This is a genomic window from Lysinibacillus sp. NPDC093190 (assembly GCF_050280425.1).
In the GTDB taxonomy this organism is placed as follows: Bacteria; Bacillota; Bacilli; order Bacillales_A; family Planococcaceae; genus Lysinibacillus.
Map to the genome: position 1 here is coordinate 142,320 of NZ_JBNNVG010000008.1, position 26,522 is coordinate 168,841.

The following is a 26,522-nucleotide window of genomic DNA, read 5'->3' on the forward strand; positions in this document are numbered from 1 at the left end:
AAAACATTGTTGCTGTCGCTTCGCTTTCGCACAGATAAAACATTTGTTGCTGTCGCTTCGCTTTCGCACAGACAAAACCCAGTTGCTGCTGCTACGTTAGCACTACGCTTTCGCACAGAAAACATCCGCTGCGCTCCAGGGTATCGGGCCAACAGATGCTTTTTGCGCGAAAGCGAAGCGGCAGCAGCACCGATGTTGGTCACGAAGGCGTTATTACAGGACGTGATGCTTTTAGCCTTCGTTCCTCTACCGCTGATCCCCAAGGAGTCGCCCAGTCTCCACTCCAATCAACTTAATCTTTTATTTCTACCGTTACAATGCGAAAAGAACCATAGTGCATATTTGTGCAAAGTGGCTCATTTTTTATAAGCTTTAGTCTTCTAGTAGATCTTTAAATTTCGCTTGAAGCTCAGTCGTTAAGATTCCCTCTTTGTTAAAATGGCGAATAAACACACGTTGCATCATATTATCCTCTTGAGATGGATTCATCTGCATTAATATATGATTAATCTCCTTAGTGAGCTTTACTGGATTGGCATACATCGTATTCCAAGCGCGAACCTTTAACTCTAAATCTGTACAGAGAGCCGCTTCTTCCAAGTCCTGTATTGGTATTGGCTCACTAAAGTGCGCATACGGATCTTCATATGTATCTGTATGTAAGAAATGAATACAATCCTCTAACTTATCTGCCACACGTATCGTATCTACAAAAACTCCATGTTCATTTTCATATAGATGGCTATTTTCAAAAATTAAAAACGGTGCGTGTTGCTGAAGCCCAACCACTTGCTTTTTCAATTGCGGCGTAATAAAGATTAAGCCATTCTCTAGCTGCAATGTTTGAACGTATCCAGAAAAATTACCGCTTTCAGCAAAATCACTATATGTTTTTGGACGATAATAAAATTCAGCGTCTAACTCCTCTGCTTCAATCGTCCACTCCACCTCTGGACAATCAAAAATAACGCGAAGTGCAAAACCATTAGCTGTTTTTCTGAGCTCATCGTAAATATAAAAATGCTCTAGTTCTACTTGACCTAACTCACTTACAATATTGTTAAACGTTAGAGAAATGATTGATTTTGCAGTAAAGCCTCCCGCCATATCCAGTGTTAATTCAACTTGAGTAGCATTACGGCGGATACTAACTATGTTTGCATCATGAAGGCTTTGCTCAAAGACCTCTCTTTCCTTTGGTTTCATATAAGCTAACGTTTTCTGCTTTTCCTCATATGCCGCATCGAGAATATTTTCAAATAGCTGCTCCTGTTCATTTCTCCATTCCAGAAAATCTTCCCATACATGTTTAGGAACATCTGGTGTATTCAACGTACCATCTAAAACATATGTATGAAACCGTTGTGGTAAATAGTTCATCAAACTATCGCGTATTGCATCTAACTCCTGCTTTTTTTCCTTATATAAATCAATATCATTTGCCTTTGCATAGGCAAGGCTCTGTGTCCACTCTTCATCAGATTCGTAAATAAATAGTTTCATCGCACTTTCATACGCTGTTTTCTCTCGCAATGTTAAATGCCACATAATTTCAGCTCCTTTTAATTGGGTTGTAAGATAACAGAAACATTATTTCGGAAGCAAAACAAAATAATAAACAACGAAAAGTAAAAACAGCTTACTGGTTAGTTTACCAGCAAGCTGTTTTACTATTTTACCGCACGGATAAAAATGCGTTCACTTTCATATTCAGGGCCTTCATCTGTAAAATCTGCTGTTACTTCTACATGATTAAAGCCAATTTCCTGAAGCCATGCCATATATTGCTCAATTGAGAATGTGCGTTGGTTATGCTCCTCGTCGAAACGTTCATACAGATCACTCTCAGCACGCACATAAAACGTCATTTGGTGGACAACGGAATGTTCAAAATCGCCAGGCTCCGTATGCCATACATAGCTAATATCACCATCGTCATACGTAAATGGTCCGTCTAAAAATATATCATTCATTTTGAATAACGAATGCACGTCAAAAAACAGTTGGCCTCCATCTCGCAAAGCACCATAAATACGTTCTAATGTTGAATAAACTGCTTTTTCCTCCACTACATAATTCAGCGAATCAATAGCAATCGTTACAACGTCAAGCGCCTCAAAGCCCTCTAATTCATCCATCGACATACAATAGAGAGGCACATGTAATCCTGCATCAGCAAAGCGCTCTGCGGCAATTGAGAGCATATTTTCAGATAAATCGATTCCACTCACCTTATAACCTGCCTGCGCAAACAACAGGCTAAGCACACCTGTACCACAGCCGATATCTAAAAGATTTGGAAATTGACTGCTCGACGCGTGCTGCAAAACCCATTCCACATAAAGATTGTAAGGGATATCGGTTTGCAGCTCATCATACACGTGCGCAAATCGTTCGTAACTACTCACACTTAAGCCTCTGGCATGCCTAGTTGCGGTGCATCGCCCCATAGACGCTCTAAGTTATAATAAGCTCGTTCATCTTTATGGAATACATGCGCTACAACATCTCCTAGGTCTACAAGAATCCAGCGTGCTGCATCGAAGCCTTCTACGCGTCGAATTTCAAAGCCCTCTTTTACTGCTACCTCTTGTAATTCACGTGCGATTGCTTGCACTTGGCGGTCAGAATTACCATGAGAAATAATAAAGTAATCCGCTAAAAGTGAAATACCTTGCATATTTAAAACGACAATATCCTCACCATGTTTGTCGTCAATTGCTTTGTAAGCTGATTGTAATAAAGTTGAAGTCATCCTTCACTGTCCTCTCTTTTCATCATATCGTTGTAACATTCTATTGATAATGGATAAATTGGTTGTTTTGTGTCAATTAAAAATGCCAATGTATGGCGCACACAAGCACTCATCGCTTTATCCAAATTTTTCTTTGCTTTTTTTCGCAGTCGATCAACACCATCAAATTTACGATTGGGTTCAATCATATCCGCAACAAAAATAATTTTTTCTAAACGGCTCATGCCCACGCGGCCTGTTGTATGAAAACGAATAGCATTTAACATATCCTCATCTGTAATGGCAAATTCGCTTTCTGCAATATATGCACCTATTGGACCATGCAGTAATTCACTACCCCAGCCAATAAGACGAGCATCTAGTTGTTCATCACGGACGATTTGCTCCATCCATTCAATATTTGCATATTTCGCAATATCGTGAAGGATGGCTGCTGTCTCAGCTTTTTTTTCATCCTCACCATATAATTTTGCTAGCCGGGTGGCTGTTTCCATTACACCAATGGTATGAATATAGCGCTTCTCAGGCATACGTGGCTTAATCGCCGCTAAATACTGTTCGCGTTCCATAAAGACCTTCCTCTCGTATGAACGTCTCTACCGCTTCAGGCAGTAAAAAAGTAACCGTTCCTCCAGTGGCTAGGCGTTCACGAATCAGTGTGGACGATAAATCGATTTGGGGAGCTTCCACCATTATTATAGGATACTCTGTTGTGGCCTCTGTTCCTGGACGCTTTACTCCTACAAATTGCACAAGCTTCACTAATTCATCAATACAGTACCATGTATGAAGCGAATCAATCATGTCGCCGCCAATGATAAAGTAAAATTTCACATTAGGCTCTCTTATACACATCGCAGAAAGTGTCTTATATGAATAGGATACGCCACCCTTATCCACCTCATACGACTCCACAGAAAAATACGGATATGGACTTATTGCACGCCTTACCATTTCAAGGCGCTCCACATCGCTAGCATCATGACGTGCGAACTTATGTGGTGGTAACGCATTTGGCATAAAGCGAACTTCATCTAGCTCTAGCGCGTGAAGTACTTCATTAGCCATCATTAAATGTCCATTATGTGGTGGATTAAATGTACCTCCCAGTAAACCGATCTTTTTCATCGTCTCACCTTATTTCGTTGCTTTTGGTAATACAATCTTTTTATGATTGCGTGATTCTTTATATAAAACAACTGTCAGTCCAATTAATTGCACAAGCTCTGCATGAGCACCTTTAGCAAGTGCTTCTGCAACTTCATGCTTGTCCTCCTCACAGTTATCTAAAATACGTACCTTAATCAACTCTCGTACTTCTAATGCTTCACGAATTTGCTTTGTCATTTCGTCATTAACTCCGCCTTTTCCTACTTGGAAAATTGGTGTTAAATGATGTGCTTCTGCACGTAAAAAACGTTTTTGTTTACCTGTTAACATAAAAATTAATATCCTCCTAATTGCGCCTTTAGTTGCGCAATCATTGAATTTGTATTTGGGTATTCATCAAGCCAATGCTCAAAAGCAATAGCTCCTTGATGAATGAACATTCCAAGACCCGTAACGACGGTTGCTCCTTTTTCCTCAGCCGCTTTTAAAAAAGGCGTCATTAATGGATTATACACAATATCGGCAACAATTGCGCCTTTTGCAAGTCGTTCTAATGAAAATGGCATTGAAAAATTGCCCGTAGCAAGTCCAGCCGATGTCATTTGCACTAAAATGCCGAAATCAACTAAGGATTCCTCAGCCTCTGCTAAAGAAATAGCCTTACCTATACCCATTTCATCGACAATTGCTTGTGCATTTGCCACTGTGCGGTTGGCAATGGTTAAATTCGTATAACCTTGCTGCTGCATCGCAAAAGCAATACCACGAGCAGCACCACCCGCACCAATAAGAAGAACTGGCTTGTCTTTATGTGACTTACCAACCGCTTCTTCTAACGAGCGCACAAAACCAACACCGTCTGTATTGTATCCTTTTAATTTTCCTTCTTTTGTTCGGACAACTGTATTGACAGCTCCCATTTTTTCTGCCAACTCATCTAGCTCATCTAAATAAGGAATGATCGCTGTTTTATGTGGGATTGTAATGTTCCAGCCACTTGCCCCTAATGTTTTCAGACCAGCAACCGCTGACTCCAAATTTTCAGAAGTTACACGCACTGGAATATACGTCGCATCTATCGACAGCTCCTCGAACCAAGCATTATGCATTGTTGGAGATTTCGAATGCTCAATTGGATCACCAATAACCGCAAACCATTTCTTCATTTCCTAGTCCCTCTTCTCTACTTGTACATCCTAAATTAGTGACGGGCGAATTGAAACTTGTACACCCTTTGGTGCATAAGCTGCTACAACAACATCGGCATGCTGCACTGTAATCCATCCAAGACCAGAGAATACAACGTCTGTTTTCGCTTCTTTGATAGAGAACTCATGACGCACTAATGGCGGTAGCTGTTCTATAAATTCGGCAGTTGGAGGTGCAAGCAATTCACCCTTATGCTCTGCATACAATGTATCTGCCTTCTCAAGCTTTGTACGGTGTATTGGTAAGTCATTTGCCACATGTACCGTAAATGCCGAACGATCTCCTTGAATAAAGTCAAAACGAGCAAGAGCACCGATAAATAATGTTTGTCCTGCATTTTGTTGATATACTTTTGGCTTTATTTCTTTTTTAGGCATAATATATTTTAATTCGTTAGAGTCAATATGGTGTGCCATCTGATGGTGATTAATAATCCCTGGTGTATCATATAATGCACTACCATCATCTAATGGAATTTCAATCATATCTAAAGTAGTACCTGGGAAATGAGAAGTTGTAATAATCTCACCTTCACCAGTAGCTTGCTTGATAATGCGATTAATGAACGTGGATTTCCCAACATTTGTACAACCTACAACGTAAACATTTTGTCCACTACGGTACTCATCAATGGCTTCCATCGCTTCAGCCATTCCTTTACCTTTATGGGCACTCACTAAAAGTACATCGACAGGTTGTAGACCAAGAGCCTTTGCTTCACGTTTTAGCCAATTAATCACTTTTTTCGGTTTCACAGATTTCGGTAATAGATCGGCTTTATTCGCGATTAATAATACAGGATTTTTACCAACGAAACGGTGAAGTCCTGGTAACCAGCTCCCATTGAAGTCAAATATATCAACAATTTTTACGATTAAGCCTTGCTGTGTTCCAAGACCGTTTAATATGCGTAAAAAGTCGTCATCTGTTAATGAAACAGGTTGAATTTCATTATAATTTTTCAAACGGAAGCAACGTTGGCAAATGACCACGTCTTTTTCTAATGATGATGGGGGTGCATACCCAACTGCTGTTTTATCTTCTGTTTGAATTGTTGTACCACAGCCAATACAATTTGGCATTTCGTTCATTCTTTTTCCTCCCAAGTAGTGATTCCTTTTCGTTTCAAATTATTGAACACACGACGTTCAATAAATCGATTGAATTTTGTTACGAGTCCATCTGATTGTGCAACTGGTTTTACTAGTACCGTATGCAAGCCTAAGCGATTTGCGCCCATTACATCTGTTAGTAGTTGGTCTCCTACCATTACTACTTCCTGTGGTCGTAGCCCTAATTGAATAATTGCACTATAAAAGGCATTACGAAGTGGCTTTCTCGCCTTATGAATATAAGGAATACCTAATGGCTCAGCAAATTGCTTTACACGCGCTTCTTTGTTATTCGACGCAATAATAACACGAATGCCTGATTCTTTCATAATGCGCAGCCAAATAGTAAGCTCTTCCGTTGCATCTGCACGGTCCCATTCTACAAGCGTATTATCTAAATCCGTAATAATACCTTTAATGCCTAAGTCTTGAAGCTTTTCCGGTGTAATTTCATAAATACTCGTGACAAATTCATCTGGTAATAAAAAATTATACAAAATAGCGACCCCTAATCTAAATGTATTATTCGACCATTATAGCATATTTGCGAAGGCTTCACCCATTCGAATTGGGCTTCCTTGTACAACATTTTCCGTAAATTCTATTGCACCCTTTTCAAACAGCATAACTACTGTTGAGCCGAATGAAAAATATCCTACTTCTTCACCTTTACGCCACTTTGTTGTTGTATTAGTAAGCACGATAGAGTTTACAAAGGTAGCACCAACTTTAATAAATGCTACCTGCTGACTATTAGCCACTTTCAGCTCCGTTACTGAACGATAATTGTGGGAAATTGGTTTTTTACCGTATGTAAGACCGAGCTGGTTAACAGGATAGGATTTTTGACCAAGTGTATATTGTCTTAGCACTTCCCCATCAATCGGACTATGAATACGGTGATAATCTGCAGGACTCAAGTAAAACACGATATAATGTCCATCTGCATATTGTGAAGCACGTTCTGCATTGCCAAGTAAATCTTGTAAAGCATAAGGCTTACCCTTTACAAGAAACGTCATATCCCATTCGATACGTCCAAATGATTCCACTTTCGCATCCACTGGACTTACATAGGTTGTGGGATTTTGTTCAATTGGACGTGCATGTTCTAAAAGCTCTCTTGTAAAAAAATCATGTAAACTTGAAAAATGTTGTTGTTTTTTTGAAACCTCTTCAAGATTAATGTCGTAAACCTTCATGTAACTTGGAATAATACGTTTACTCCACTTTGCTTTTGCAATAGATTGCAAAATATGGGAGGATTGCTTGCCGTTTGTTAATTCAATCAAGCGTTGATATAGTTTTTCTTTCATAAAACAAAACCCCTATCGATTAATTTAGACTGTCAATTTTTTCGCATTCGAAGTATAATGGTAAAATATCTTAAGTGCAAAGGAGTGATCCCCCTTGTTTTTTTATCACAAGTTGGTGGATACCACGGTTAAGAAAATGAAATCGCAAGCAGCAAACTTTATCACAATCAGTAATATGTCCTTCGGCGGCGCGGCTATAATGGCTACACTACACGAATACTATAGCTACAGTGTCTTGTTTATCTTTATCGCAGCCCTTCTTGATCGCTATGACGGAAAGGTTGCTAGAGCTCTCGGACAAGTGTCTGATTTAGGTAAACAATTAGATTCTATGAGTGATATTATATCATTTGGTGTGGCGCCTGCATTATTAATGTATAAAGTTGTCTTAGTCGACTTTGGTTTCGTCGGCATGACGATGACAGTACTGTATATCGTCTGCGGTGCGATGAGATTAGCTCGCTTCAATATTAGTGAAGCAAACGGCTACTTTACAGGGTTACCAATTACAGCGGCAGGTACGATCTTAACTTTAACGTATTTTGCATCTAATACGTTCCACCCGGCATTTTATCTTTTCCTATTCCCAATACTAGCATTACTAATGATTAGTACAATCACATTAAAAAAAGTGTAACAGCGCATTTGCTGTTGCACTTTTTTTCATTTAACACAGTTTCATAACATATACTGTCGAAAAATGGGGAAAGGATGAAATCATTCAATGAGCGGAATTTTTACATCTATGTTGCAGTTATGGCTTGAGATCCCAGCGTTACTTGGCTATTTAAAGGGGCAAACATTCCATAAACCCTTTTCAAAAGAAGAGGAAGCTGCTTGTATTGAACGATTTTTAGGCGGTGATGAGCAAGCGCGTCTTGACCTAATTGAACGTAATATGAGACTTGTCGCACACGTTGTGAAGAAATTCCACCCAAAGCATGAACAACTTGATGATTATATTTCCATCGGTACTATTGGTCTTATGAAAGCTGTAGAAAGTTATACGCCTGACAAAAAGACCCGTCTTGCCACTTATGCAGCCCGCTGTATCGAAAATGAAATTTTAATGCATCTGCGTACACAGAAAAAAGTGCAAAAAGATGTTAGCTTATTTGAGCCAATCGGTACAGATAAAGATGGTAATGCCCTACAAATCCGAGATCTATTACAATGCGATGAAGAGAGTGCAACAGAAAAACTTGAACATAAAGAGCATGTTGCACAACTATATCATTATTTGCATATGCTTGATGAACGTGAACTCGAAATCGTTACACTTCGCTATGGTCTAAACCAGCAGGATGCACTCACACAAAAAGAAATCGCTGCACGTTTAAATATTTCTCGTAGCTATGTATCTCGCATTGAAAAGCGAGCACTTATTAAACTCTATCAATTATACAAACGAGATCAAAAGATTATTGAGTAATATATTGTAAATTGATAATTATAAAATTACAATAAATCCATTGCATTATTCTGCGATTAATCTTGTATTTTTTGTTACAAAAATAATCCTTAGGCTTACCATCATAACGTAGAGTTGATTTCCGTTCCGGCTGAGCGCTTTCCTTTGGGCATCCAACCTCCACTCCAATCAACGTATAGGGAACGTTTTAACAAATGTTATACCGAACTTTTCGGTAATTAGCCCCTCCTTAGAAGTAGCATAAATAATTAAGCTAAAAAAAGCTCTCTTGCGTCATTAAATGTCGCAAGAGAGCTTTTTCTCTTAATGAATTTCAACAGATTCTGAAAGTTCTACTGAAATAAGTGTACCGAGTAACATCGTAATAATGACTACACCTGCTGTTAAAAATAGCATTATGAATGCCTCCCATCTAAATATGAAGAGATTTATCAACAACAGTTTAGCATTTGCGAGACTTTTAAACTGTGATTTTTCTCACACTAAATGGTGCTCATTTTGACTATTTTGTGTAGTTTATCCCGCAGATTGGTGAAAACTAAAAATCAGTGGGAATGAAGAAAACCCTACTAATTTATAGACTTTTATAACGATTCGATAGCTTTTAGTACTATTTGTGTTGAATGTTTTGCAGCTACTGGTAAAAACTCATCAAAGCTAATATTCGATTCTTTTCCAGCAATATCTGATAAAGCACGAATAACAACAAACGGAGTACCAAATTGATAGCATACTTGTGCAACAGCTGCTGCTTCCATCTCCACTGCCTTCATTTGTGGGAAATGACGACGGACAGCTTCTACACGAACAGGATCATTCATAAATGCATCACCCGAGCAAATTAAACCAATACCATATTGGTGCTCTCCAACAGCCTCTACTGCCTCTTCAGCCACTTTCATAAGTTTTTCATCTGATTTATAAGCTGCTGGCATACCAGCCATCTGACCCATTTCATAACCGAAAATCGTTACATCTACATCATGGTGACGGACTTCATCTGAAATAACGACTGCGCCTACTTCAAGAGTTTCATCATAGCCTCCGGCAGAGCCCGTATTAATGACTACATCAGGCTTGAATTCATGTAATAGAATAGTAGTTGACATTGCAGCATTCACTTTACCAATACCACTTTTTAATAAAACTACCTCTTTCCCTTTATAAGTTCCTGTTGTATATTCACTGCCTGCAATTGTTGTGCTTTTTGCCTGATCTAATGAAACTCGTAGAAGCTCTACTTCCTCTTCCATTGCGCCGATTACTGCAATTTTCATATCTATGTTACTTCCCTTCTTTATTCAACTCTATTAAAAAATAAACAAACAAGTTATTTTCGTCAATAGGCGCCATTTAATGTATTTAGTTGCTCAAGTTTTACTGGTAGCCAGCCTTCGTTGTCGACCCATTCCATGCTAACGCGATACATTTTTGTCTTATCATTCGTTGAAACTGTAGCAATAGCCGAATTAGCGCTACCGTTATTTCCCATACGCCAGATAATCATTTTATCCTTTTCGATACCTGTAACGGCTGTAACTGCTGCTACCTTTTCAGCCCAGTCTACTGATTTATCATCGTAAGAAGACACATGCTGACCTGTTTGTGTTGTAGGTGTAGGCTCCCAATTTTTATTTGTTATGACCTTGTCAACAATTGGGTTGTCTGAAGTACTTTCAGTAGTAGCGTCCTGTTCAGATGTTTGGGTTCCTTCTGTAGGCTCTTCCTTTGTAGGTTTTTCCTCTTGAGCTGTAACATCATCGTTATTTTGCTCTTTAGAAGGCTCTTCCTTCACATTTTCTTTATCGTTATTCTGCTCCTGTATTGGCTCGCCTTTCTCAGCTTTTCCTGCATCATCCTGCCATTTAAACACATATGTTGCTGTTATAATAATTAATATCACGACAATACCAATTAAAACATTCAATAGTTTATCTAGCTTTTTATTACGAGATGGCTGCAAATGACGACTGCTTCGAGTTTGTTTTTCACTCATGAAGTCTCCCCCTCTCTAGCCAATATTCTATCAAGTTCAACAGTACTTGCAAAATAATTGTGCTCATATATTTTTTCATAGAGAAATATCTCGACGTATTTTCCAATGAGTTTTTACACTCACCTAGATAATAGAATCAAGATTTATTTCTCCTTAGCTTAATTGTTGTTGTTACTATCGCTTCGTTTTCGCGCAGATAAACATTGCCGCTGACACTTCGTTTTCGCGCAGATAAACATTGCCGCTAAAATAACATTTGTAACTGACGCTGCACTTACGTTACAAAAAACATTCTGCTAAATGAAGATAAAAGCAGCTAGCTCTCCTTTCAAAAGATAAGCTAACTGCTTGTACAAAAATTATTTTATTGAAATAATTTTAACTTTCATTTCACCACCAGGTGTTTGTACGACTACCTCTTCGCCTTCAGCACGACCTAGCAAGCCTTTAGCAATTGGTGATTCATTTGAAATACGGAACTCCATTGGATCTGCCTCAGCCGATCCAACAATTGTATACGATTCCTCATCTGTTGATGGTTTCCCATTAATAACTTCTACAAATGTAACCGTTTTCCCTAGTGATACTACACTGTTGTCTGTTTCATCCTCAGAAATAATAACTGCGTTACGAATCATTGATTTTAATGTAGAAATTCGACCTTCTAAAAAGGCTTGTTCTTCTTTTGCAGAGTCATACTCAGCATTTTCAGAAAGATCCCCGAAATCACGAGCGATTTTAATACGTTCTACGATTTCCTTACGTGTTTCTGTTTCTAATTTCACTAATTCTTCTTCTAATTTTCTTTTACCTTCAGCTGTCATTGGGTACTGTTTTTCGTTTGCCAAAGTTCTTCACTCCTTGTTTTCGTCAATAGAAAAACATAAAACTCGATTAAGGGCCTAGTAGGATTCACTTAATCGAATTTTATTATTTTTAAACGGTTTCAAATTACTCTTTGACCTAATAGTATGCATGCCTTTCTGAAATATGTACAGATATGCATGTAAATATTGTCAATACCACTCTATCTTATTACAATACGTTGTCAGTTTCAAGGATAGTTTTAATCTTCGTTACCATTAAATCAATCGCAACCTCATTATCCCCGCCTTCAGGAATAATAATATCAGCATAACGTTTTGTCGGCTCAATAAATAGATTGTGCATTGGACGTACTGCCGATAAGTATTGTTCGATTACAGAATCTGTTGTACGTCCACGCTCTTTTATATCACGCATTATACGACGAATAATACGTAAGTCTGAGTCCGTATCTACAAATAATTTAATATCCATTAAATCACGTAAATCTGCATCTTCTAACACTAAAATACCTTCTAGTATAATAACATCTACAGGCTCAACATGAATAATCTCTTTTGCTCTTGTATGCTGCACATAATCATACACAGGCTTTTCGATTGGTTGACGGACTAATAATCTTTTTATGTGCTCAATTAACAAATCATTATCAAACGCTAACGGATGATCATAGTTTGTACCTAAACGCTCCTCAAATGTTAAATGACTTTGATCTTTATAATAAAAATCTTGTTCAATTACAACTACTGAATGGTCACGGAAAACATCATAAATAGCACGGGTCACACTCGTTTTTCCCGAGCATGAGCCACCAGCGATTCCGATGACGACTGGACGCTTCGCTGCCATTAATTATTCTCCTTTCGCATCATGTTATGCGGATTTAATGGTGTATCGCATTTAAATTTAACAATTTGTAGTGGATGACGTGCGGCATCTAAGCTATTGCCATCCTCATCCCAAATTTCACCCATTGTAAAACGGAAATTTTCGATTTCTGGTCCAAAGAACTCAACCTCATTGCCAGGTTTAAAATAGTTACGTTGTTGCATTGTAACCATTTTCGTTTCTGGGTCATGCTCTAAAATTAAACCAGCAAACTCATAAGTCGTTTTACGGCCATGTACACCAAACATTTGCTCCTCATGGCCAGGGGCATCATGGAAGAATGCTTCAGCAGTATCACGGTTAGCACATTTGTCTAGTTCATCAAGCCATTCACGTTTAATTTTGAAATTTTCAGGGTCAGCACAATAAGCGTCAATCACTTTGCGGTACACTGAAACAACTGTAGCAACATAGTGAATTGATTTCATGCGACCTTCTACTTTTAATGAATCAATACCAAGCTCAATCATATGTGGTATTGCTTCAATCAGCTTTAAGTCTTTCGGACTCATCGCAAAAGGTGCGTGATTATCATCGAAAAGTGCCTTTTCTTCGCCATCCTCTAGCTCATATAAATCATAGTCCCAACGGCAAGATTGACAGCAACCACCACGGTTAGAGTCACGAGCAGTCATATGATTTGAAAGTACACAGCGACCAGAATAGGCGATACACATTGCTCCATGAACGAAAGCCTCAATTTCAATATCGACTTTCTCTTTCATCAGCTTCATTTCTTCGCCGCCAACTTCACGTGCTAATACGACACGATGTAAGCCTTCTTCTTTCCAATACTGTACTGCCTTCCAGTTTGATAAAGATTGCTGTGTTGAAAGGTGAATTTCAAGCTTTGGTGCGGCTGTACGGCATGTTTCAATGATTAATGGGTCCGCTACAATAATGCCTGTAACACCTGCAGATTCAATATCCTTTAAATACTGCTCTAAGCCGTCCATATTTTCATTGTGGGCGAAAATATTTGTCGTAACATATATTTTTGCACCGTATTTATTGGCGAATTCAACACCTTCGCGCATTTCTTCAATTGAGAAGTTATCTGCGTTTGAACGTAGACCGAACTCTCGTCCACCGATAAATACAGCATCCGCTCCATAATGTACTGCTACTTTTAATTTTTCTAAACTACCTGCAGGGGCAAGTAGCTCTGGTTTTTTTGTAATGACACGTTTACCGTCTATAATCTCACGGATTTTGTCATTTTGCTCTAATACTAATGCCATGTTCTTGCCACCTCCTAGTAAACTGTTTCCTTGAAGATAAAGCCAGTATCAAGAGGTCTGATGGCAGGCTGAATTTCTTCAATTTTAACTAATAAATCATCTTTAATATCTTCATACGCATCTTCTGATTCGTCAAAATATGTGTCAATTGCTTGACGATAAGCTCCTGTTACTGTGACCACATATTCTGGCGTTTGAAGAACACCCTCAATTTTCAATGCATCAATGCCACCTTCGAATAATTCGCCAAGCTCATCAATAATGCACATATCGTTTGGACTGAAAATATGAGTACCGTTAGCGTCCTCATAAATTGGATATTTATTATTACGTTCATCATCATGAAGGAACATATTGCGATTTTCCTTACGATTTTCAATTTCCATTACTTTATCTTGATATAAGAAATAATGGCCTAGTAATGGACGTTTTGATTGGAACATACATGTCATTCCATGTACTTGAACCTCAATCTCTAATTCTGTATTTTCTTTAATTTCTAGCACTTCATCTAAAGAAAGTTCACGTGAAAGCACTGCGCGAGTTGCTCCGCGTTTTCCCCAATAATTTGCAGTAAACCAGTTCGTTGCAGTTGTTTCTGGATTCCAGTGTAGCGGTATTGTTACACCTTGCTCACGACGGATGATTAATACTGCTGGATCACCATAAATTAAACGGTCAACACCAATACGTTGCATTTCTTTTAAATATTCGGCAAGCGCATCCAATTTTTCATTATGGAATAGCGCATTTACCGCAACATAAACCTTTTTACCCGCTGCATGAATTAGCTGTGTAGCTTCTTCCACTTCACTAACAGAAAATTCTCCTGCTAGGCGCAGACCAAATTGTTGTTCACCAATGACAAAAGCATCTGCTCCAGCCTGTAAAAGTGCTTTAACATGGTCCACTGATTGCGGTGTAACAAGCAATTCAGGTTTTTTCATAATAGTCACCTCTTCAAACATAATAATAAACCATCACCAACTGGTAAAAATGCACTTGTGTAATCAGGGTGCTGCATAATCCATTCGGTAAAGTTTTTTAAATTGCGAATCATTGTACGTTTGCGACGCGGTACATCTTTTAAATCCAAATCTGATAAGCCATGCATATACATATTATCGATATACAGAACTCCGCCAGATTTTACAAGAGGGGCATACTTCTCAAAAAAGCGTTGATATTGTCCCTTTGCAGCATCGATAAAAACAGCATCGAAGGACGTTTGAATTGCTTCATCATTCACCTCTAAGGCGTCGCCTTCAATGACCGTAATACGATCTGATACTGTGGAACGTTCAATATAAGCCTTTGCTCTCGTAACACGCTCTATATCACGCTCGATTGTAACGATATGCACATTTGGTAAAGCCTCTGCCATCCTTATTGCAGAATAACCAATTGCTGTACCAATCTCTAAAATTTTCGACGGATTTTGAATACGTAGCAGTTGATTTAGTGCATCAATGCCTGAAAGTTGCATAATCGGTACATGATTCTCCTCCGCAAATGCTTCCATTTCTAAAAGCAATTCATTACGTGGTTGGATAAATGATTGTATATATGCATCTGATAATTCCATTTTTTAGTTCACCCTCATATCAATTATGCCTCGGCATAATTGCGTCCGGAATCAGCTTTGTGCTTAGGCCTGCAGATGTTTTTTGCGCGAAAGCGTAGCGTCAGCAACAGATGTATTTTTGCGAAAGCGCAGTGCTAACGTAGCAGCAGCAACAGGGTTTTGTCTGTGCGAAAGCGTAGCGGCAGCAACAACAGGGTTTTGTCTGTGCGAAAGCGTAGCGTCAGCAACAACATGATGCAGGTCAGTTAGCCGTTATCGCATGGATGAGATGATTTTAGGCTAACATCCTCAAAGAACTCCTTTCCGATTCCGTGACATACGCCGGAGGCTTTAACTTCTTTCAGCTGATGTTTGGACACCCGCTGAAAGAAGTTAAAAGGCAACGAGCAATACTCGTTGTCTGTACTTCATCATTTAGCAACAAAAAGAAAAAGACCAAACGTGATGTCTTGGTACTTCGTCATACAAAAATGAGCAATTGTTTTTATAAGCTCAAAACAATTGCCACCACGTATATTATTCCGCATTAACGGACAGATTGAATTTTTCCATGCGGATCGATTAAAAATCACAATTTATAATAGCATGAAAATAGAAGGAAAGCTATTTTTCTTTCCTTCTATCCACATTATGGCTATTTATTTTTGCTATTTAAAGTACTTACTCTGCTTTTTTTATATATTTATCTACTTTCTGTAAATGTTCATCGTACGTTTTTGAGAAGTGGTTGACACCTTTTTTATCCGCTAAGAAGTAGAGATAGTCCGTTTTACTTGGATTAAGCACTGCTTCAATTGAAGTTTTTCCAGCACCCGCAATAGGACCTGGTGGTAAGCCTTTATTTTTGTAAGTATTATAGGCATTATCTACTTCTAAATCTTTATATAGTACACGATCTTTATGGGAACCAAGTGCATATAAAACAGTTGGATCTGTTTGTAGTGGCATCCCTTGATCGATACGATTATAGAATACGCTCGCAATCGTTTCTCGATCTGTTTGGGCAGTAGCTTCTCTTTCCAGTAATGAAGCAAATGTTAATAATTGATGTGCTGACATTTTCTTTTCAGTTAAAACATCGTTGTAATTTTTCACAACCTTGTCCATTGCTCCTACCATTTCGTCTACAATCGATTCCAATGATGGTTTTTCTTCAAAATAAGAATAAGTTGCAGGGAATAAATAGCCCTCTAAATCATATCGGATATTATCTGCTAAAACCGCATCCGTTACAAGCTCAGGGTATTTAGCCTTCATTTGTTGTACAAACGCATCGCTTGTTACTAAGTCCATAAATTCTTTTTGAGTGTACGGTGTTTTCTTTTCCATAATATTACCAATTTGTTCAAGTGTTAAACCTTCAGGAATTGTCATTGTAAAGACTGGCTTACGGTAGACCTTCCCGGTTTTTAAACTTTCGATTAGCTCATCCAATGTCATTGCTTGTGTTAAACCATAGTTTCCTGCTTGGAACTGAGATTCATTTTTAAATTTAGCATAGTATTTAAAAACACGAGCATCTTTAATAATCCCTTTTTCCTCTAGTAGAGTTGAAATAGAGCTTAAAGTTGAGCCAATTGGTACTTCAACTGCTATTGTTTTAGTCGCATCTGGATCCACTGGTTTTAAAGCACTCTTCACATAATTATAGCCAAGTAAACCGACAATCCCTACTATTAGAACAAAAGCAATTGCAACAATTGCAACGATTTTTCTCACAATTTTTACCTCGGATTTTCTTTCTTGCATTTTTGAAAACATTTCTTGTTTTTTTGAACCGTTATTCACGGGTTTCCCCCCTATCACTCCATTATCATACTAGAAATCAACTATCACGACAAACAGAAATAGATAATTCAGGAGAAATAGATTATATCAATTATGCCTGTAATTGCGTCCGGAATCGGAAAGAAGTTAAAAAATAGCTTGTGACAAAAGAATGAATATAATAAATCAAAGTTGATTTTCACAGGTTTTGTCAACAAACTGACACAAAAACAGATAGTTTTATGGCTTCGACAGCCTCATCTGAAGTTACTAGAAATACAATTTTTAATATACTTTTTTCAACTTTAAGTACAAACGCTTACATTCCAATACAATTCGACTTGACATAACAACTGAAAAAGAAAAAAACTCTGAGTAGCATTTTACCACTCAGAGTTCTAATTACAATTCATTTAGTACATCTTCAACAAATGCCCATTCTTCATCTGTTTCAATCGGTAACAAATCATCAATCGTTCCGTCATTTTCCGATACGTATTGTGCGGCAAAAATGTCTCGTTCCTCTATTGGCTCGTCCGTTGCCAGAACATATAGTACATAGGATTTGCCAAATTGTTCAGATGAAAATGTATGAATAACCTCACATACCTGATCTGCCCCATTCTCATCTGTTATTGTAAACAGCTGCGTCTCTTCTTCAAATTCGTCTAGAAGCGTCAGGACTACCTCATTAATCATTTCCCATTCTGCATCTGTTTCAACAGGCTGTAGATTTGTCATTTCTCCATTGTTATCATCATAATCAAATGTCATAGCAGAAATGTCTCCAGGAATTTCATTGCCCTCTTCGTCGATTAACGAAAACAATACATATGATTTTTCCTCTGCATCGAAGGTGAAGACAACACGACACTTTTGCTCCTTGCCATTTTCTCCAACTATAAGAAATTCTTGCGTTTCCTCGTTCATTCAATGTCCTCCTTTTAACTATGGTTCAAATTTTGAAGCGAGTCCTTAAATATTCAGTATCTTCCGGTGACACTGAAACTATCTCAACATAGACTCGTCTTACAACCTCATAGCTTCATTCTTTCTAAAGTAAAAAAGGAACAAGGAGTGCTTGTTTGCCATCCTTGTTCCACACTTATAAAGAACGATGATTAGTCCTCGTTTTCATCCTCTAAAGCGTTTAATACGTCTTCTACCATATCCCACTCTGCTTCTGTTTCGATTGGTGTTAATTCACCATCTTCACCATTTTCAGATGGAACGAATGAAGATACGAAGATTTCTACAGAACCATCCTCATCTTCTTCAGCGCCTACCATAGAGTAAAATACGTATGATTTGCCAAATTCAGCTGATTCATGAACGTGAATTACTTCACAAAGCTGTTCATTTCCGTTCTCGTCAATCACTGTAATGTGTTGTACATGTAATTCTTCTTCATGGTTATGCTCGTGTGCCATGCTTGTCACCTCATCAATTAATTTTTGCTATCCAAGTAGCCTTGTAAAATCATCACAGCAGCCATTTTATCAATGACTTGCTTACGCTTTTTGCGACTCACGTCTGCTTCGATTAGCATACGCTCAGCAGCCATCGTAGTTAAACGCTCATCCCAAAGCTTAACTGGTAGTGAAAATGTTTCTTCTAAAAGCTTTTTATAGTTTTCAGAAGCCTCACCACGCGGTCCCACCGTATTATTCATGTTTTTCGGGTATCCTACAACAAATTCTGTTATAGCATACTCCTTCACTAGCTCGGCTATACGGTCAATGCCGAACTCGCCGTTAGCTTCATCAATTTTTACGGTTTCAATACCTTGGGCCGTCCACCCTAAAGCATCACTAATAGCAACGCCAACGGTTTTTGAACCAACGTCTAATCCCATAATTCTCATTTCTAGTCCTCGTTGTTCTTTTTAATATAAAACTTAACAAGCTCTTCTAGAATTTCGTCACGCTCAAGCTTGCGAATTAAATTACGAGCATCCTGATGGCGAGGAATATACGCCGGATCACCAGAAAGTAAATAACCGACAATCTGATTGATAGGGTTATATCCCTTTTCCTCTAATGAAGAATGTACTTTCAACATTACCTGCTTGACTTCCTGTTCCATTGATTCTTCTGGAAAATTAAATTTCATAGTTTGATCAAATGAACTCATGACCAGCACCTCGCTTTCAGAAATAAGGAGATGCGCAACAAAAGCCATCTCCAATTTCTCTTTATTATAACATGTTTTGGCGTATTAATTAAATGGATTTAACATAATCATACACAGAAAGTAGTGCTTCATCAAGTTTTGATGCTTCTTTTGCACCTGCCATCGCCATATCTGGACGACCGCCACCTTTACCACCACATGCTTCCGCTACCATTTTTACGATATTTCCGGCGTGGTAATTGCCACCAACTATATCTTTTGTTACTCCAGCACATAGCATAACCTTTTCGCCATCGACAGCACCAAGAACGATGACAGCTTTAGGCATTTTAGCTTTCAAGTCATCCATCATTTGACGTAGTTGATTGTTGTCCTTCGCCTCAACTTTAGTAGATAGAACAGTCACATCTCCAAAAGTTTGCGCTGCGTCCACAATAGCGCCCGCTTGTGCATTCGCGATTTTTTGTGATAATGCCTCATTTTCGCGTTGTAAATCTTTGTAGTCAGCTTGTAACGCATGTACTTTTGTCACAATATCTTTTGGATTTGCTTTTAATAATGCTGCTGCTTCGTTTAATAAAGCTTCTTCCTCTTTTATTGCTTCATAAGCAACTTTACCTGTTACAGCCTCGATACGACGTGTACCTGCACCGATACCACCTTCTGAAACAATTTTGAAGAAGCCAATTTCAGAAGAACGTTTTACGTGAATACCACCGCAAAGCTCAATAGAGTAGTCACCAATTGAAACAACGCGAACGATATCGCCATATTTCTCACCGAATAGCGCCATTGCTCCCATAGCTTTCGCTTCATCGATGCCTTTTTCTTCAATAACGACCTCTATATCATCCCACACTTTTTCATTTACAATACGTTCAATTTGTTGTAATTCCTCTTTTGTCACTTGTCCGAAGTGAGAGAAGTCAAAACGTAAACGATCAGGACCTACATATGATCCGGCTTGGCTAACATGGTCGCCCAGTACATCTTTTAGCGCACGTTGCATAATATGTGTCGCAGTATGGTTTTTAATAATTAAATTACGTTCTTCACGGTTAACTACTGCTTTTACAGCATCTTCAACATGCATTTCGCCAGATTCTACAAGTACAGTATGAAGCGGCTGACCATTTGGAGCTTTTTGTACGTCTTTTACAACGGCAGTAAAGCTATCATTAGAAATAACACCGCTATCCGCAATTTGACCACCCATTTCAGCATAGAATGGTGTTTTAGCTAAAATAACTAGTGCTTCTTGCCCTTCAGATGCTACCTTTGATACTTGGCCGTTGACAATTATCGCTGCAATTTCTGTGTCTGTCGTTAATGTATTATAACCTACAAATTCACTCGCAACCGTCAAGTTTGCTAGTACTTCGTTTTGTACTTGCATAGAATCCACATCTTGACGAGCTGCACGTGCGCGTTCACGTTGTTCTTCCATTGCTGCTTCAAAGCCTTCATGGTCTACCTTCATGCCTACTTCTTCCGCATACTCTTCTGTTAATTCGATTGGGAAACCATAAGTATCATATAAACGGAATGCATCTGCACCTGGAATATAGTCATGACCAGCTGCTTTTTGAGCCTCTACTACATCATTAAAAATAGCAAGACCACCGTCTAATGTTTCATGGAAGCGAATTTCTTCATTTTTAATAACACGTTGGATAAACTCGCATTTTTCCGTTACTTCTGGGTAGAAATCATTCATAATTTCACCAACAGTTGGTACTAATTCAAACATAAATGGCTTTTCAATGCCGATTTGTTTTGCATAGCGCACAGCACGACGTAGTAAACGTCGTAATACATAACCACGACCTTCATTTGAAGGAAGAGCACCATCACCAATGGCAAACGCCACTGTACGGATATGGTCCGCGATAACTTTAAATGGTGTATTGATATCTTCTTCTGAACCGAAGATTTCACTTAGCGCTACTTCGCCTGGACGTTTGTATTTGCGATTTGCTAATTGCTCGATTTTTTCAATAATAGGCATGAATAAATCAGTATCAAAGTTCGTTGGAACATTTTGAACAACTGATACGATACGCTCAAGACCCATACCAGTATCAATATTTTGTTTTGGAAGTGGTGTATATGTGCCATCAGGATTATGGTTGAATTGAGAGAACACTAAGTTCCAAATTTCAAGATAGCGTTCATTTTCACCACCTGGATACATTTCTGGATCATTTTCATCTGAACCGTATTCTTCCCCACGATCATAAAAAATTTCTGAGTTAGGACCAGATGGACCTTCACCGATATCCCAGAAGTTCCCCTCAAGTCGGATTAAACGCTCTTCAGGAATACCAATTTCGTTATGCCAAACGTCATATGCTTCTTGGTCCTCAGGATGGATAGTAATAGATAAAAGCTCTGGATCAAAGCCCATCCATTTTTTATCCGTTAAGAATTCCCAAGCAAAATGAATAGCTTCTTTTTTGAAGTAATCCCCAATCGAGAAGTTACCTAGCATTTCAAAAAACGTATGGTGTCGAGCCGTTTTACCTACGTTTTCAATATCATTAGTACGAATTGATTTTTGGGCATTTGTAATACGTGGATTGTCAGGAATGATACGACCATCGAAATATGGTTTAAGTGTTGCAACACCTGAGTTAATCCAAAGTAATGATGGGTCATTGATTGGCACAAGTGGTGCTGATGGCTCATGATGATGACCTTTTTCTTTAAAGAATTCTAAATACATGCGGCGAATTTCTACTGCTTTCATATGAAAAGTTCCTCCCAATATGTTTTGTAAAATACGAAATGAGTCCGCAAATCAATTTTGCTTCGGCGTAAGCTTTCGCGCAGATAGACATAAAAAAGCCCCCATCCCAAAAAAGGGACGAGGACTTGTGTTTGTCTCGCGGTACCACCCTAGTTGTAAGTAAAAGTATACTTACCTCTTTAGCACTTGTAACGTAAGTGAACGGCAGGGATTAACTGCACTCTGGAGTAGCTTTCGGTATTTGCTATTGTGAGGATTTTTTCAGCCAAGAAATCCCTTTCTTTTACACGCACAAATACGTACTTATTCCATCATCGTTTTTTACTATTTTCTAACGAGAATTATAAAAAAAATATTTTCTTCTGTCAATTGGCACTATAATTGCTAAACATAACTAAGCTCATTTTTCCCAAGGAATCTGACCTTCACTCCTATGTCATCTTCGCCTTGGCCAAAAAATCCTTTTTGGTTTTCGTATTAAAATAAATACAAAATATCCTTCAATAAAATGGTATATTCTATTCCTCTATACTATCGAGAGAAAAAATTTTTTTTGTAAAAAACGAAGGCTGACAACCCTGTCATCAAGAACATGACAACGATCACTACCCAAAATGCATTTGATGTATTTTGATATGGTAGCGGCACATTCATTCCATAAATACTGGCAATTAACAGCGGCACCGACAATATAATTGTAAATGAAGCGAGTAATTTAAGGACTTGACTTACGTTGTTTTGAATTACGTTACCATATGCATCCATAATATTATTTAAATTAGTTTGATTAATTTCCGTCACTTCATATGCTTGATCTAATTCAATAAGCACGTCGTCTAAAACACTTGCATCGTCTTCGTCTAATTCGATAGAGCTACCATGTAATATTTTTTGCATCGTAAATTTCATTTGTTTAAGAGAAGTTACCATATATATAAGACTTTCGTTTAAGTTAAGGAGTGTATACATCTCACTATTACGATATGACTTAGCAAGTTCTTTTTCTGCTAAAGTGATTTCCCGTTCAATTGTAGCTAAAAAACGAATATATGCTCGAGCCGTTATACTTAATATATTTAAAGTGTTGCGCGTTTTCATATGTGTCTCACAGAGAGTCATTTCGCCGTTAAAGAAATCCTTCATAAAAGGTAACTCTTCTCTACAAATCGTTATCATATGATTTTTTGTGTGTATGATCCCCATTGGAATTGTCCGATATTTCACGTCTTGATCAGAACTTTCGACATCTAATTGATCGTATGGGACATGAATAACCATCAAGAACGCTCCGTTGCGCTCTTCAATTCGTGGGCGTTCTTCTATATCAAGTGAATCCGTTAAAAAATTGTTTGGAACACCAAGAGCTGCCTCAACATGTTCAATTTCACTTGTTGTTGGTGCTTCAAGATGAAGCCAGCTATTATAACCAATTTTTGATGTCTGTTCAAACTTACCTTCTGAGGTACTTTTGTTAATTAAAAGCATTTTATAACACAACCTTTCTTACGTACTATCTGAATATATTAGAAACGCAAAAATTTTGATTTGTAAAATACGTAGAAGAGACTTCCACTGATTCCTACCATTAGTCCAATAACTACTAAGAACATGAATGGCTGGTCTTCATAGGGCAATGGGACGTTCATCGAGAAAACACTTCCAATTATAGTCGGAATCATTAGTACTAACGTAAGAGTAGTCAGTATTTTCAAAACACTATTTAGATTATTATGAGTGATTGCTGCGTACGCATCCATAAGACCACTTAAACTAAGACTTCGCATTTCTGTTACTTCCGCTGCTTGTTCAATATCTACTAGCGCATTATGCAACATTTGTTGATCTTCTTCATATAGCTTTATATCTTGCCCTTTGGAAAGGTGTAAAAAGACATTGCGCATAGCTCGTAAAGATGTTGAAAAATATACTAAACTTTTATTAATATGAATCAGACCAAAAAGCTCACGATTGTTATGTGATTCTTTTAATTCTCGTTGTAATCGTCCAACCTGCGCTTTTATACGCTTGAGAAAATCAAGATACGATTGAGCAATCGCTTCAAATAGAAGTAATGTTATTCGAGTCTTCATATGCGTTTGAAATGTTCCATACTTTCCTGAAAATATGTCTCTACATAATGGATTGTCTTCTTTTGTAACAATTATTAAATGATCCTTTACATGAATAATCCCGATTGGTATCGTACGATAAGGAATTTCCTCGTACAAACGTTCCTCATTCATCACAACAGGAGAATTAAGAATGATGACCATTGACGAATCTTCTTTTTCAATCCGAGGTCGCTCATTGATGTCTAAGGAATCACGAATAAAATCTTTCGGAACATTAAGTTTATTTGAAATTTGAGAAATTTCAGCATCTGTTGGATCCACAAGATAGAGCAACGTGTTATGAACAATGTCAGATACCTGTTGTAATTGACCTATTGAATTACTTTGATATATTGTAAGCATCTTTTCTCCTCGCTTTCTCTGCTAAAATAGCCGCTTTTTGTAAAATACCCAACCTGTCAACAAGCTAATGACTGTAGAAATTGACATTAGCACTGCTAATGCATATGCACCATCTTGCTTTGGTAATGGGAAATTCATCCCATAAATTGTTGCGACCATCGTCGGAAACGTCAAGATAATCGTAAATACAGTTAAAACTTTCACTACAACACTAAGGTTAATTTCAATCGCCGCAGAATATGCGTCCATCATATTACTTAAATTTTCGTTGTAAATTTTTGATGTATCAAGAGCTTGTTGCATTTCATTAAGAGTGTCCTGCATCCGTTTTTCATCTTCTTCATTTATTTCAAGTACTCTTGACAATTTCCTCATCATCACAAGATTTACTTTTAATGCCTTTATGAAATAAACAAGGCTCTTATTTATATTGAGTAAAGTATACACTTCACTGTTCTTGATTGATTTTTGTATTAATTTTTCAGATACAATAACTTTTTGATTAATATCATCAAGGCATCGTAAACAATAACGGGCCGAAACAAGTAACAATTGTAAAATAAAAGATACGTTTATATTGTTATTAAAATTCTTATCGAGAATTTTGCTAAATTCCTGTAAAATCGGATGATTAACGCGACAAATTATTACAATTACTTCACTTGTTTGAATAATACCGATTGGAATTGTCCTATATGGTATAGTTTCTCCATTTGGCATTTTTAAGGGTACATTGACAATCAGTAATAAATCATTTCCGCTTTTTTCTATTCGTGATCGTTCATCAATATCAAGGGAGTCACTAATAAAGTCAGTTGGTACTCCAAGGCGATTAGCAACATACTGTATATCTTCTTCGGATGGTTCAGTGAGATATACACAGCTACCCTGAACGATCTTAGGCTGTTCTTCCAGTAGCCCTTCTTTGCTTCTTTTATAGATTTTAAGCATTGAATCGTCCTCCTAACCTGCTGAATTAAAACAGATTTAAGTTTTTTACTCCTACTATCTCCATCGGCCGAACTCGGACTCTCCATTTTGACCCCCTCCTTTCTAAAAATGAACTCTTATTCTCCACTAAAGTGTATTAAAGTTCTTTTTTGAAAATAAAAAAACCTCCAGGAGTCCCGGAGATTTAAAAAAGTGCATAAAAAATAAATAAGTACAGAAAGCACTTTCGTTTCCCCCTAACTCGAGTTTTAGCACTATACACCGTAAAGAGATAAATTCATCTCTTAGCCACCTTAAGAAAAGCCTTAATCCGGCAATTCCTGTTCTACCCATGGGCATCTTTCGATATTTCTGGGCAGTGGCCTATGTTTGTATAGGAGCCTCACCTAACGAGGTTTTATTTAATTTCCTCGCAATCGTAATCCGTATTTTTTGTTTTGTCAAGAGTCCAAAAATGTTTTTTAGGTTTTTTTTATTACGAATTTCCGTGCGAAATAAGAAATAAATGGAGTAGAAATTTGCGGTTGTTTACGAAAAAAAATTTTCTCAAACAAAACAGATAAAGAGCATTAATAATTTTTCTTAAATCAATTATGCCTAGGCATAATTTAAACATTTTCTCTGTTCTATTAAGCTGTTTTTTTCAACGCTAGCTACTCACGTATTACTAAAAAAGATTCCAGTAAACTTTTCAATGAAAGCAGAGCGACATGAGCACTTGCCGCTCTCCACTCTTTGACTTTCATAGATTTTGTCTTGATCCTCTTTAGATTCATTGTGCAGCAGTTTAAATACAAAAACTTACGTACTATGAAAAGGACTTAACGACTGTTACAGAAGCTATTGATTATCCATAAAGTACAAATTAATTAATTTTTTTATTCGACGGATTGTAATATTAAGTGCAACACCCAGAAGTCAATATAAAGGAAGCCCATAACGACCTCGTGTAGAATGTAGTTACCACACCAAATTCAAA

The 26,522-nt window shown here is 37.8% G+C and carries 29 protein-coding genes, 1 riboswitch and 1 other annotated feature; of the genes, 3 read left to right on the plus strand and 26 right to left on the minus strand.

The annotated features are described in order from the left end of the window. A partial coding sequence (locus ACQKOF_RS09075; RefSeq protein ID WP_427555698.1) for a hypothetical protein occupies positions 1–369 on the plus strand: 369 nt, incomplete at its 5' end. Between the two features lie 3 nt (positions 370–372). On the opposite strand, the gene ACQKOF_RS09080 is transcribed toward ACQKOF_RS09075, so the two are convergent. From ACQKOF_RS09080 to ACQKOF_RS09125, 10 genes are all read right to left on the minus strand, one after another. After that, entirely contained in the window at positions 373–1,548 is a 1,176-nt protein-coding gene (locus ACQKOF_RS09080) for a DUF4085 family protein (RefSeq protein WP_427555700.1), read from the minus strand. 122 nt (positions 1,549–1,670) lie between these two features. Beyond that, positions 1,671–2,408, minus strand: coding sequence for a class I SAM-dependent DNA methyltransferase (locus ACQKOF_RS09085; RefSeq protein ID WP_427555703.1), 738 nt, complete (start codon positions 2,406–2,408; stop codon positions 1,671–1,673). Between the two features lie 2 nt (positions 2,409–2,410). Continuing rightward, positions 2,411–2,755, minus strand: a complete 345-nt coding sequence (gene rsfS / locus ACQKOF_RS09090; protein WP_427555705.1) for a ribosome silencing factor — start codon at positions 2,753–2,755, stop codon at positions 2,411–2,413. Then, positions 2,752–3,324: a bis(5'-nucleosyl)-tetraphosphatase (symmetrical) YqeK gene (yqeK, locus tag ACQKOF_RS09095; protein ID WP_427555708.1), complete on the minus strand. Its 573-nt coding sequence runs from the start codon at positions 3,322–3,324 to the stop codon at positions 2,752–2,754. Before yqeK ends, rsfS begins: the two co-directional genes overlap by 4 nt. Beyond that, positions 3,293–3,883 carry a nicotinate-nucleotide adenylyltransferase gene (locus tag ACQKOF_RS09100; RefSeq protein ID WP_427555711.1) on the minus strand — a complete coding sequence of 197 codons (591 nt, stop codon included), beginning with the start codon at positions 3,881–3,883 and terminating at the stop codon, positions 3,293–3,295. The genes yqeK and ACQKOF_RS09100 overlap by 32 nt, the downstream gene beginning before the upstream one ends. A gap of 9 nt (positions 3,884–3,892) precedes the next feature. Next, positions 3,893–4,195 (minus strand): ribosome assembly RNA-binding protein YhbY, encoded by a 303-nt coding sequence (yhbY, locus tag ACQKOF_RS09105; protein ID WP_155591690.1) that lies wholly within the window; start codon positions 4,193–4,195, stop codon positions 3,893–3,895. 5 nt (positions 4,196–4,200) lie between these two features. Beyond that, positions 4,201–5,031, minus strand: a complete 831-nt coding sequence (gene aroE, locus ACQKOF_RS09110) for a shikimate dehydrogenase (RefSeq protein WP_427555714.1) — start codon at positions 5,029–5,031, stop codon at positions 4,201–4,203. A gap of 30 nt (positions 5,032–5,061) precedes the next feature. Beyond that, positions 5,062–6,165: a ribosome biogenesis GTPase YqeH gene (yqeH, locus tag ACQKOF_RS09115; protein ID WP_427555716.1), complete on the minus strand. Its 1,104-nt coding sequence runs from the start codon at positions 6,163–6,165 to the stop codon at positions 5,062–5,064. Continuing rightward, the gene (locus ACQKOF_RS09120; protein ID WP_427555719.1) at positions 6,162–6,683 is read right to left on the minus strand and encodes a YqeG family HAD IIIA-type phosphatase; all 522 of its coding nucleotides are present in this window, start codon (positions 6,681–6,683) and stop codon (positions 6,162–6,164) included. Before ACQKOF_RS09120 ends, yqeH begins: the two co-directional genes overlap by 4 nt. A 36-nt stretch (positions 6,684–6,719) precedes the next feature. Beyond that, entirely contained in the window at positions 6,720–7,502 is a 783-nt protein-coding gene (locus ACQKOF_RS09125) for a phosphatidylserine decarboxylase (protein ID WP_427555722.1), read from the minus strand. A gap of 136 nt (positions 7,503–7,638) precedes the next feature. Between ACQKOF_RS09125 and pssA the strand changes: the two genes are divergently transcribed. Then, on the plus strand, positions 7,639–8,139 hold the full coding sequence (gene pssA / locus ACQKOF_RS09130) for a CDP-diacylglycerol--serine O-phosphatidyltransferase (protein WP_370042175.1): 501 nt from the start codon (positions 7,639–7,641) through the stop codon (positions 8,137–8,139). Positions 8,140–8,226: 87 nt separating this feature from the next. After that, positions 8,227–8,934, plus strand: a complete 708-nt coding sequence (sigK, locus tag ACQKOF_RS09135; RefSeq protein ID WP_053484741.1) for an RNA polymerase sporulation sigma factor SigK — start codon at positions 8,227–8,229, stop codon at positions 8,932–8,934. 584 nt (positions 8,935–9,518) lie between these two features. Here the strand turns inward: sigK and mtnN are convergent. From mtnN to ACQKOF_RS09215, 16 genes are all read right to left on the minus strand, one after another. Further along, on the minus strand, positions 9,519–10,211 hold the full coding sequence (mtnN, locus tag ACQKOF_RS09140; RefSeq protein WP_427555725.1) for a 5'-methylthioadenosine/S-adenosylhomocysteine nucleosidase: 693 nt from the start codon (positions 10,209–10,211) through the stop codon (positions 9,519–9,521). 62 nt (positions 10,212–10,273) lie between these two features. Then, positions 10,274–10,930 (minus strand): YrrS family protein, encoded by a 657-nt coding sequence (locus ACQKOF_RS09145; protein WP_427555728.1) that lies wholly within the window; start codon positions 10,928–10,930, stop codon positions 10,274–10,276. Between the two features lie 359 nt (positions 10,931–11,289). Then, complete coding sequence (gene greA, locus ACQKOF_RS09150) at positions 11,290–11,778, minus strand: transcription elongation factor GreA (protein ID WP_049667741.1); 489 nt, start codon at positions 11,776–11,778, stop codon at positions 11,290–11,292. A 187-nt stretch (positions 11,779–11,965) separates the two neighbouring features. Beyond that, on the minus strand, positions 11,966–12,604 hold the full coding sequence (gene udk, locus ACQKOF_RS09155) for a uridine kinase (RefSeq protein WP_427555730.1): 639 nt from the start codon (positions 12,602–12,604) through the stop codon (positions 11,966–11,968). After that, complete coding sequence (locus ACQKOF_RS09160; RefSeq protein WP_427555733.1) at positions 12,604–13,884, minus strand: peptidase U32 family protein; 1,281 nt, start codon at positions 13,882–13,884, stop codon at positions 12,604–12,606. Before ACQKOF_RS09160 ends, udk begins: the two co-directional genes overlap by 1 nt. 14 nt (positions 13,885–13,898) lie before the next feature. After that, positions 13,899–14,831: a peptidase U32 family protein gene (locus ACQKOF_RS09165; protein WP_427555736.1), complete on the minus strand. Its 933-nt coding sequence runs from the start codon at positions 14,829–14,831 to the stop codon at positions 13,899–13,901. Between the two features lie 5 nt (positions 14,832–14,836). Continuing rightward, on the minus strand, positions 14,837–15,469 hold the full coding sequence (locus ACQKOF_RS09170; protein ID WP_427555739.1) for an O-methyltransferase: 633 nt from the start codon (positions 15,467–15,469) through the stop codon (positions 14,837–14,839). 660 nt (positions 15,470–16,129) lie between these two features. Then, positions 16,130–17,257: an endolytic transglycosylase MltG gene (gene mltG, locus ACQKOF_RS09175; RefSeq protein WP_427555741.1), complete on the minus strand. Its 1,128-nt coding sequence runs from the start codon at positions 17,255–17,257 to the stop codon at positions 16,130–16,132. A gap of 381 nt (positions 17,258–17,638) precedes the next feature. Further along, positions 17,639–18,166: a DUF1292 domain-containing protein gene (locus ACQKOF_RS09180; RefSeq protein ID WP_427555743.1), complete on the minus strand. Its 528-nt coding sequence runs from the start codon at positions 18,164–18,166 to the stop codon at positions 17,639–17,641. Between the two features lie 191 nt (positions 18,167–18,357). Further along, positions 18,358–18,666 carry a DUF1292 domain-containing protein gene (locus ACQKOF_RS09185; RefSeq protein WP_370041983.1) on the minus strand — a complete coding sequence of 103 codons (309 nt, stop codon included), beginning with the start codon at positions 18,664–18,666 and terminating at the stop codon, positions 18,358–18,360. Positions 18,667–18,683: 17 nt separating this feature from the next. Next, positions 18,684–19,100 (minus strand): Holliday junction resolvase RuvX, encoded by a 417-nt coding sequence (gene ruvX / locus ACQKOF_RS09190; RefSeq protein ID WP_427555748.1) that lies wholly within the window; start codon positions 19,098–19,100, stop codon positions 18,684–18,686. Between the two features lie 2 nt (positions 19,101–19,102). Then, positions 19,103–19,369: an IreB family regulatory phosphoprotein gene (locus ACQKOF_RS09195; RefSeq protein WP_004226839.1), complete on the minus strand. Its 267-nt coding sequence runs from the start codon at positions 19,367–19,369 to the stop codon at positions 19,103–19,105. Positions 19,370–19,457: 88 nt separating this feature from the next. Next, positions 19,458–22,118, minus strand: coding sequence for an alanine--tRNA ligase (alaS, locus tag ACQKOF_RS09200; RefSeq protein ID WP_427555750.1), 2,661 nt, complete (start codon positions 22,116–22,118; stop codon positions 19,458–19,460). A gap of 110 nt (positions 22,119–22,228) precedes the next feature. After that, positions 22,229–22,442 (minus strand) — a binding site (T-box leader). 207 nt (positions 22,443–22,649) lie between these two features. Next, on the minus strand, positions 22,650–23,603 hold the full coding sequence (locus tag ACQKOF_RS09205) for a magnesium transporter CorA family protein (protein ID WP_427555753.1): 954 nt from the start codon (positions 23,601–23,603) through the stop codon (positions 22,650–22,652). 38 nt (positions 23,604–23,641) lie between these two features. Continuing rightward, a complete protein-coding gene (locus tag ACQKOF_RS09210; protein ID WP_427555756.1) occupies positions 23,642–24,592 on the minus strand; it encodes a magnesium transporter CorA family protein in 951 nt (316 codons plus the stop codon). 21 nt (positions 24,593–24,613) lie between these two features. After that, the gene (locus ACQKOF_RS09215; RefSeq protein WP_427555759.1) at positions 24,614–25,543 is read right to left on the minus strand and encodes a magnesium transporter CorA family protein; all 930 of its coding nucleotides are present in this window, start codon (positions 25,541–25,543) and stop codon (positions 24,614–24,616) included. A gap of 226 nt (positions 25,544–25,769) precedes the next feature. Beyond that, positions 25,770–25,944, minus strand: a riboswitch (M-box (ykoK) riboswitch). Positions 25,945–26,522: the final 578 nt, after the last annotated feature.

Bases quoted from the DNA above. Each gene is read 5' to 3' on its own strand.
- aroE (WP_427555714.1), bottom strand. From the start codon at position 5,031: ATGAAGAAATGGTTTGCGGTTATTGGTGATCCAATTGAGCATTCGAAA.
- ACQKOF_RS09100 (WP_427555711.1), bottom strand. From the start codon at position 3,883: ATGAAAAAGATCGGTTTACTGGGAGGTACATTTAATCCACCACATAAT.
- ACQKOF_RS09195 (WP_004226839.1), bottom strand. From the start codon at position 19,369: ATGAGTTCATTTGATCAAACTATGAAATTTAATTTTCCAGAAGAATCA.
- ACQKOF_RS09145 (WP_427555728.1), bottom strand. From the start codon at position 10,930: ATGAGTGAAAAACAAACTCGAAGCAGTCGTCATTTGCAGCCATCTCGT.
- ACQKOF_RS09170 (WP_427555739.1), bottom strand. From the start codon at position 15,469: ATGGAATTATCAGATGCATATATACAATCATTTATCCAACCACGTAAT.
- ACQKOF_RS09160 (WP_427555733.1), bottom strand. From the start codon at position 13,884: ATGGCATTAGTATTAGAGCAAAATGACAAAATCCGTGAGATTATAGAC.
- ACQKOF_RS09165 (WP_427555736.1), bottom strand. From the start codon at position 14,831: ATGAAAAAACCTGAATTGCTTGTTACACCGCAATCAGTGGACCATGTT.
- ACQKOF_RS09080 (WP_427555700.1), bottom strand. From the start codon at position 1,548: ATGTGGCATTTAACATTGCGAGAGAAAACAGCGTATGAAAGTGCGATG.
- ACQKOF_RS09185 (WP_370041983.1), bottom strand. From the start codon at position 18,666: ATGGCACACGAGCATAACCATGAAGAAGAATTACATGTACAACACATT.
- ACQKOF_RS09205 (WP_427555753.1), bottom strand. From the start codon at position 23,603: ATGCTTTTAATTAACAAAAGTACCTCAGAAGGTAAGTTTGAACAGACA.
- alaS (WP_427555750.1), bottom strand. From the start codon at position 22,118: ATGAAAGCAGTAGAAATTCGCCGCATGTATTTAGAATTCTTTAAAGAA.
- yqeK (WP_427555708.1), bottom strand. From the start codon at position 3,324: ATGGAACGCGAACAGTATTTAGCGGCGATTAAGCCACGTATGCCTGAG.
- sigK (WP_053484741.1), top strand. From the start codon at position 8,227: ATGAGCGGAATTTTTACATCTATGTTGCAGTTATGGCTTGAGATCCCA.
- ruvX (WP_427555748.1), bottom strand. From the start codon at position 19,100: ATGAGAATTATGGGATTAGACGTTGGTTCAAAAACCGTTGGCGTTGCT.
- mtnN (WP_427555725.1), bottom strand. From the start codon at position 10,211: ATGAAAATTGCAGTAATCGGCGCAATGGAAGAGGAAGTAGAGCTTCTA.
- yhbY (WP_155591690.1), bottom strand. From the start codon at position 4,195: ATGTTAACAGGTAAACAAAAACGTTTTTTACGTGCAGAAGCACATCAT.
- yqeH (WP_427555716.1), bottom strand. From the start codon at position 6,165: ATGAACGAAATGCCAAATTGTATTGGCTGTGGTACAACAATTCAAACA.
- ACQKOF_RS09180 (WP_427555743.1), bottom strand. From the start codon at position 18,166: ATGAACGAGGAAACGCAAGAATTTCTTATAGTTGGAGAAAATGGCAAG.
- ACQKOF_RS09210 (WP_427555756.1), bottom strand. From the start codon at position 24,592: ATGCTTACAATATATCAAAGTAATTCAATAGGTCAATTACAACAGGTA.
- ACQKOF_RS09125 (WP_427555722.1), bottom strand. From the start codon at position 7,502: ATGAAAGAAAAACTATATCAACGCTTGATTGAATTAACAAACGGCAAG.
- ACQKOF_RS09215 (WP_427555759.1), bottom strand. From the start codon at position 25,543: ATGCTTAAAATCTATAAAAGAAGCAAAGAAGGGCTACTGGAAGAACAG.
- udk (WP_427555730.1), bottom strand. From the start codon at position 12,604: ATGGCAGCGAAGCGTCCAGTCGTCATCGGAATCGCTGGTGGCTCATGC.
- rsfS (WP_427555705.1), bottom strand. From the start codon at position 2,755: ATGACTTCAACTTTATTACAATCAGCTTACAAAGCAATTGACGACAAA.
- pssA (WP_370042175.1), top strand. From the start codon at position 7,639: ATGAAATCGCAAGCAGCAAACTTTATCACAATCAGTAATATGTCCTTC.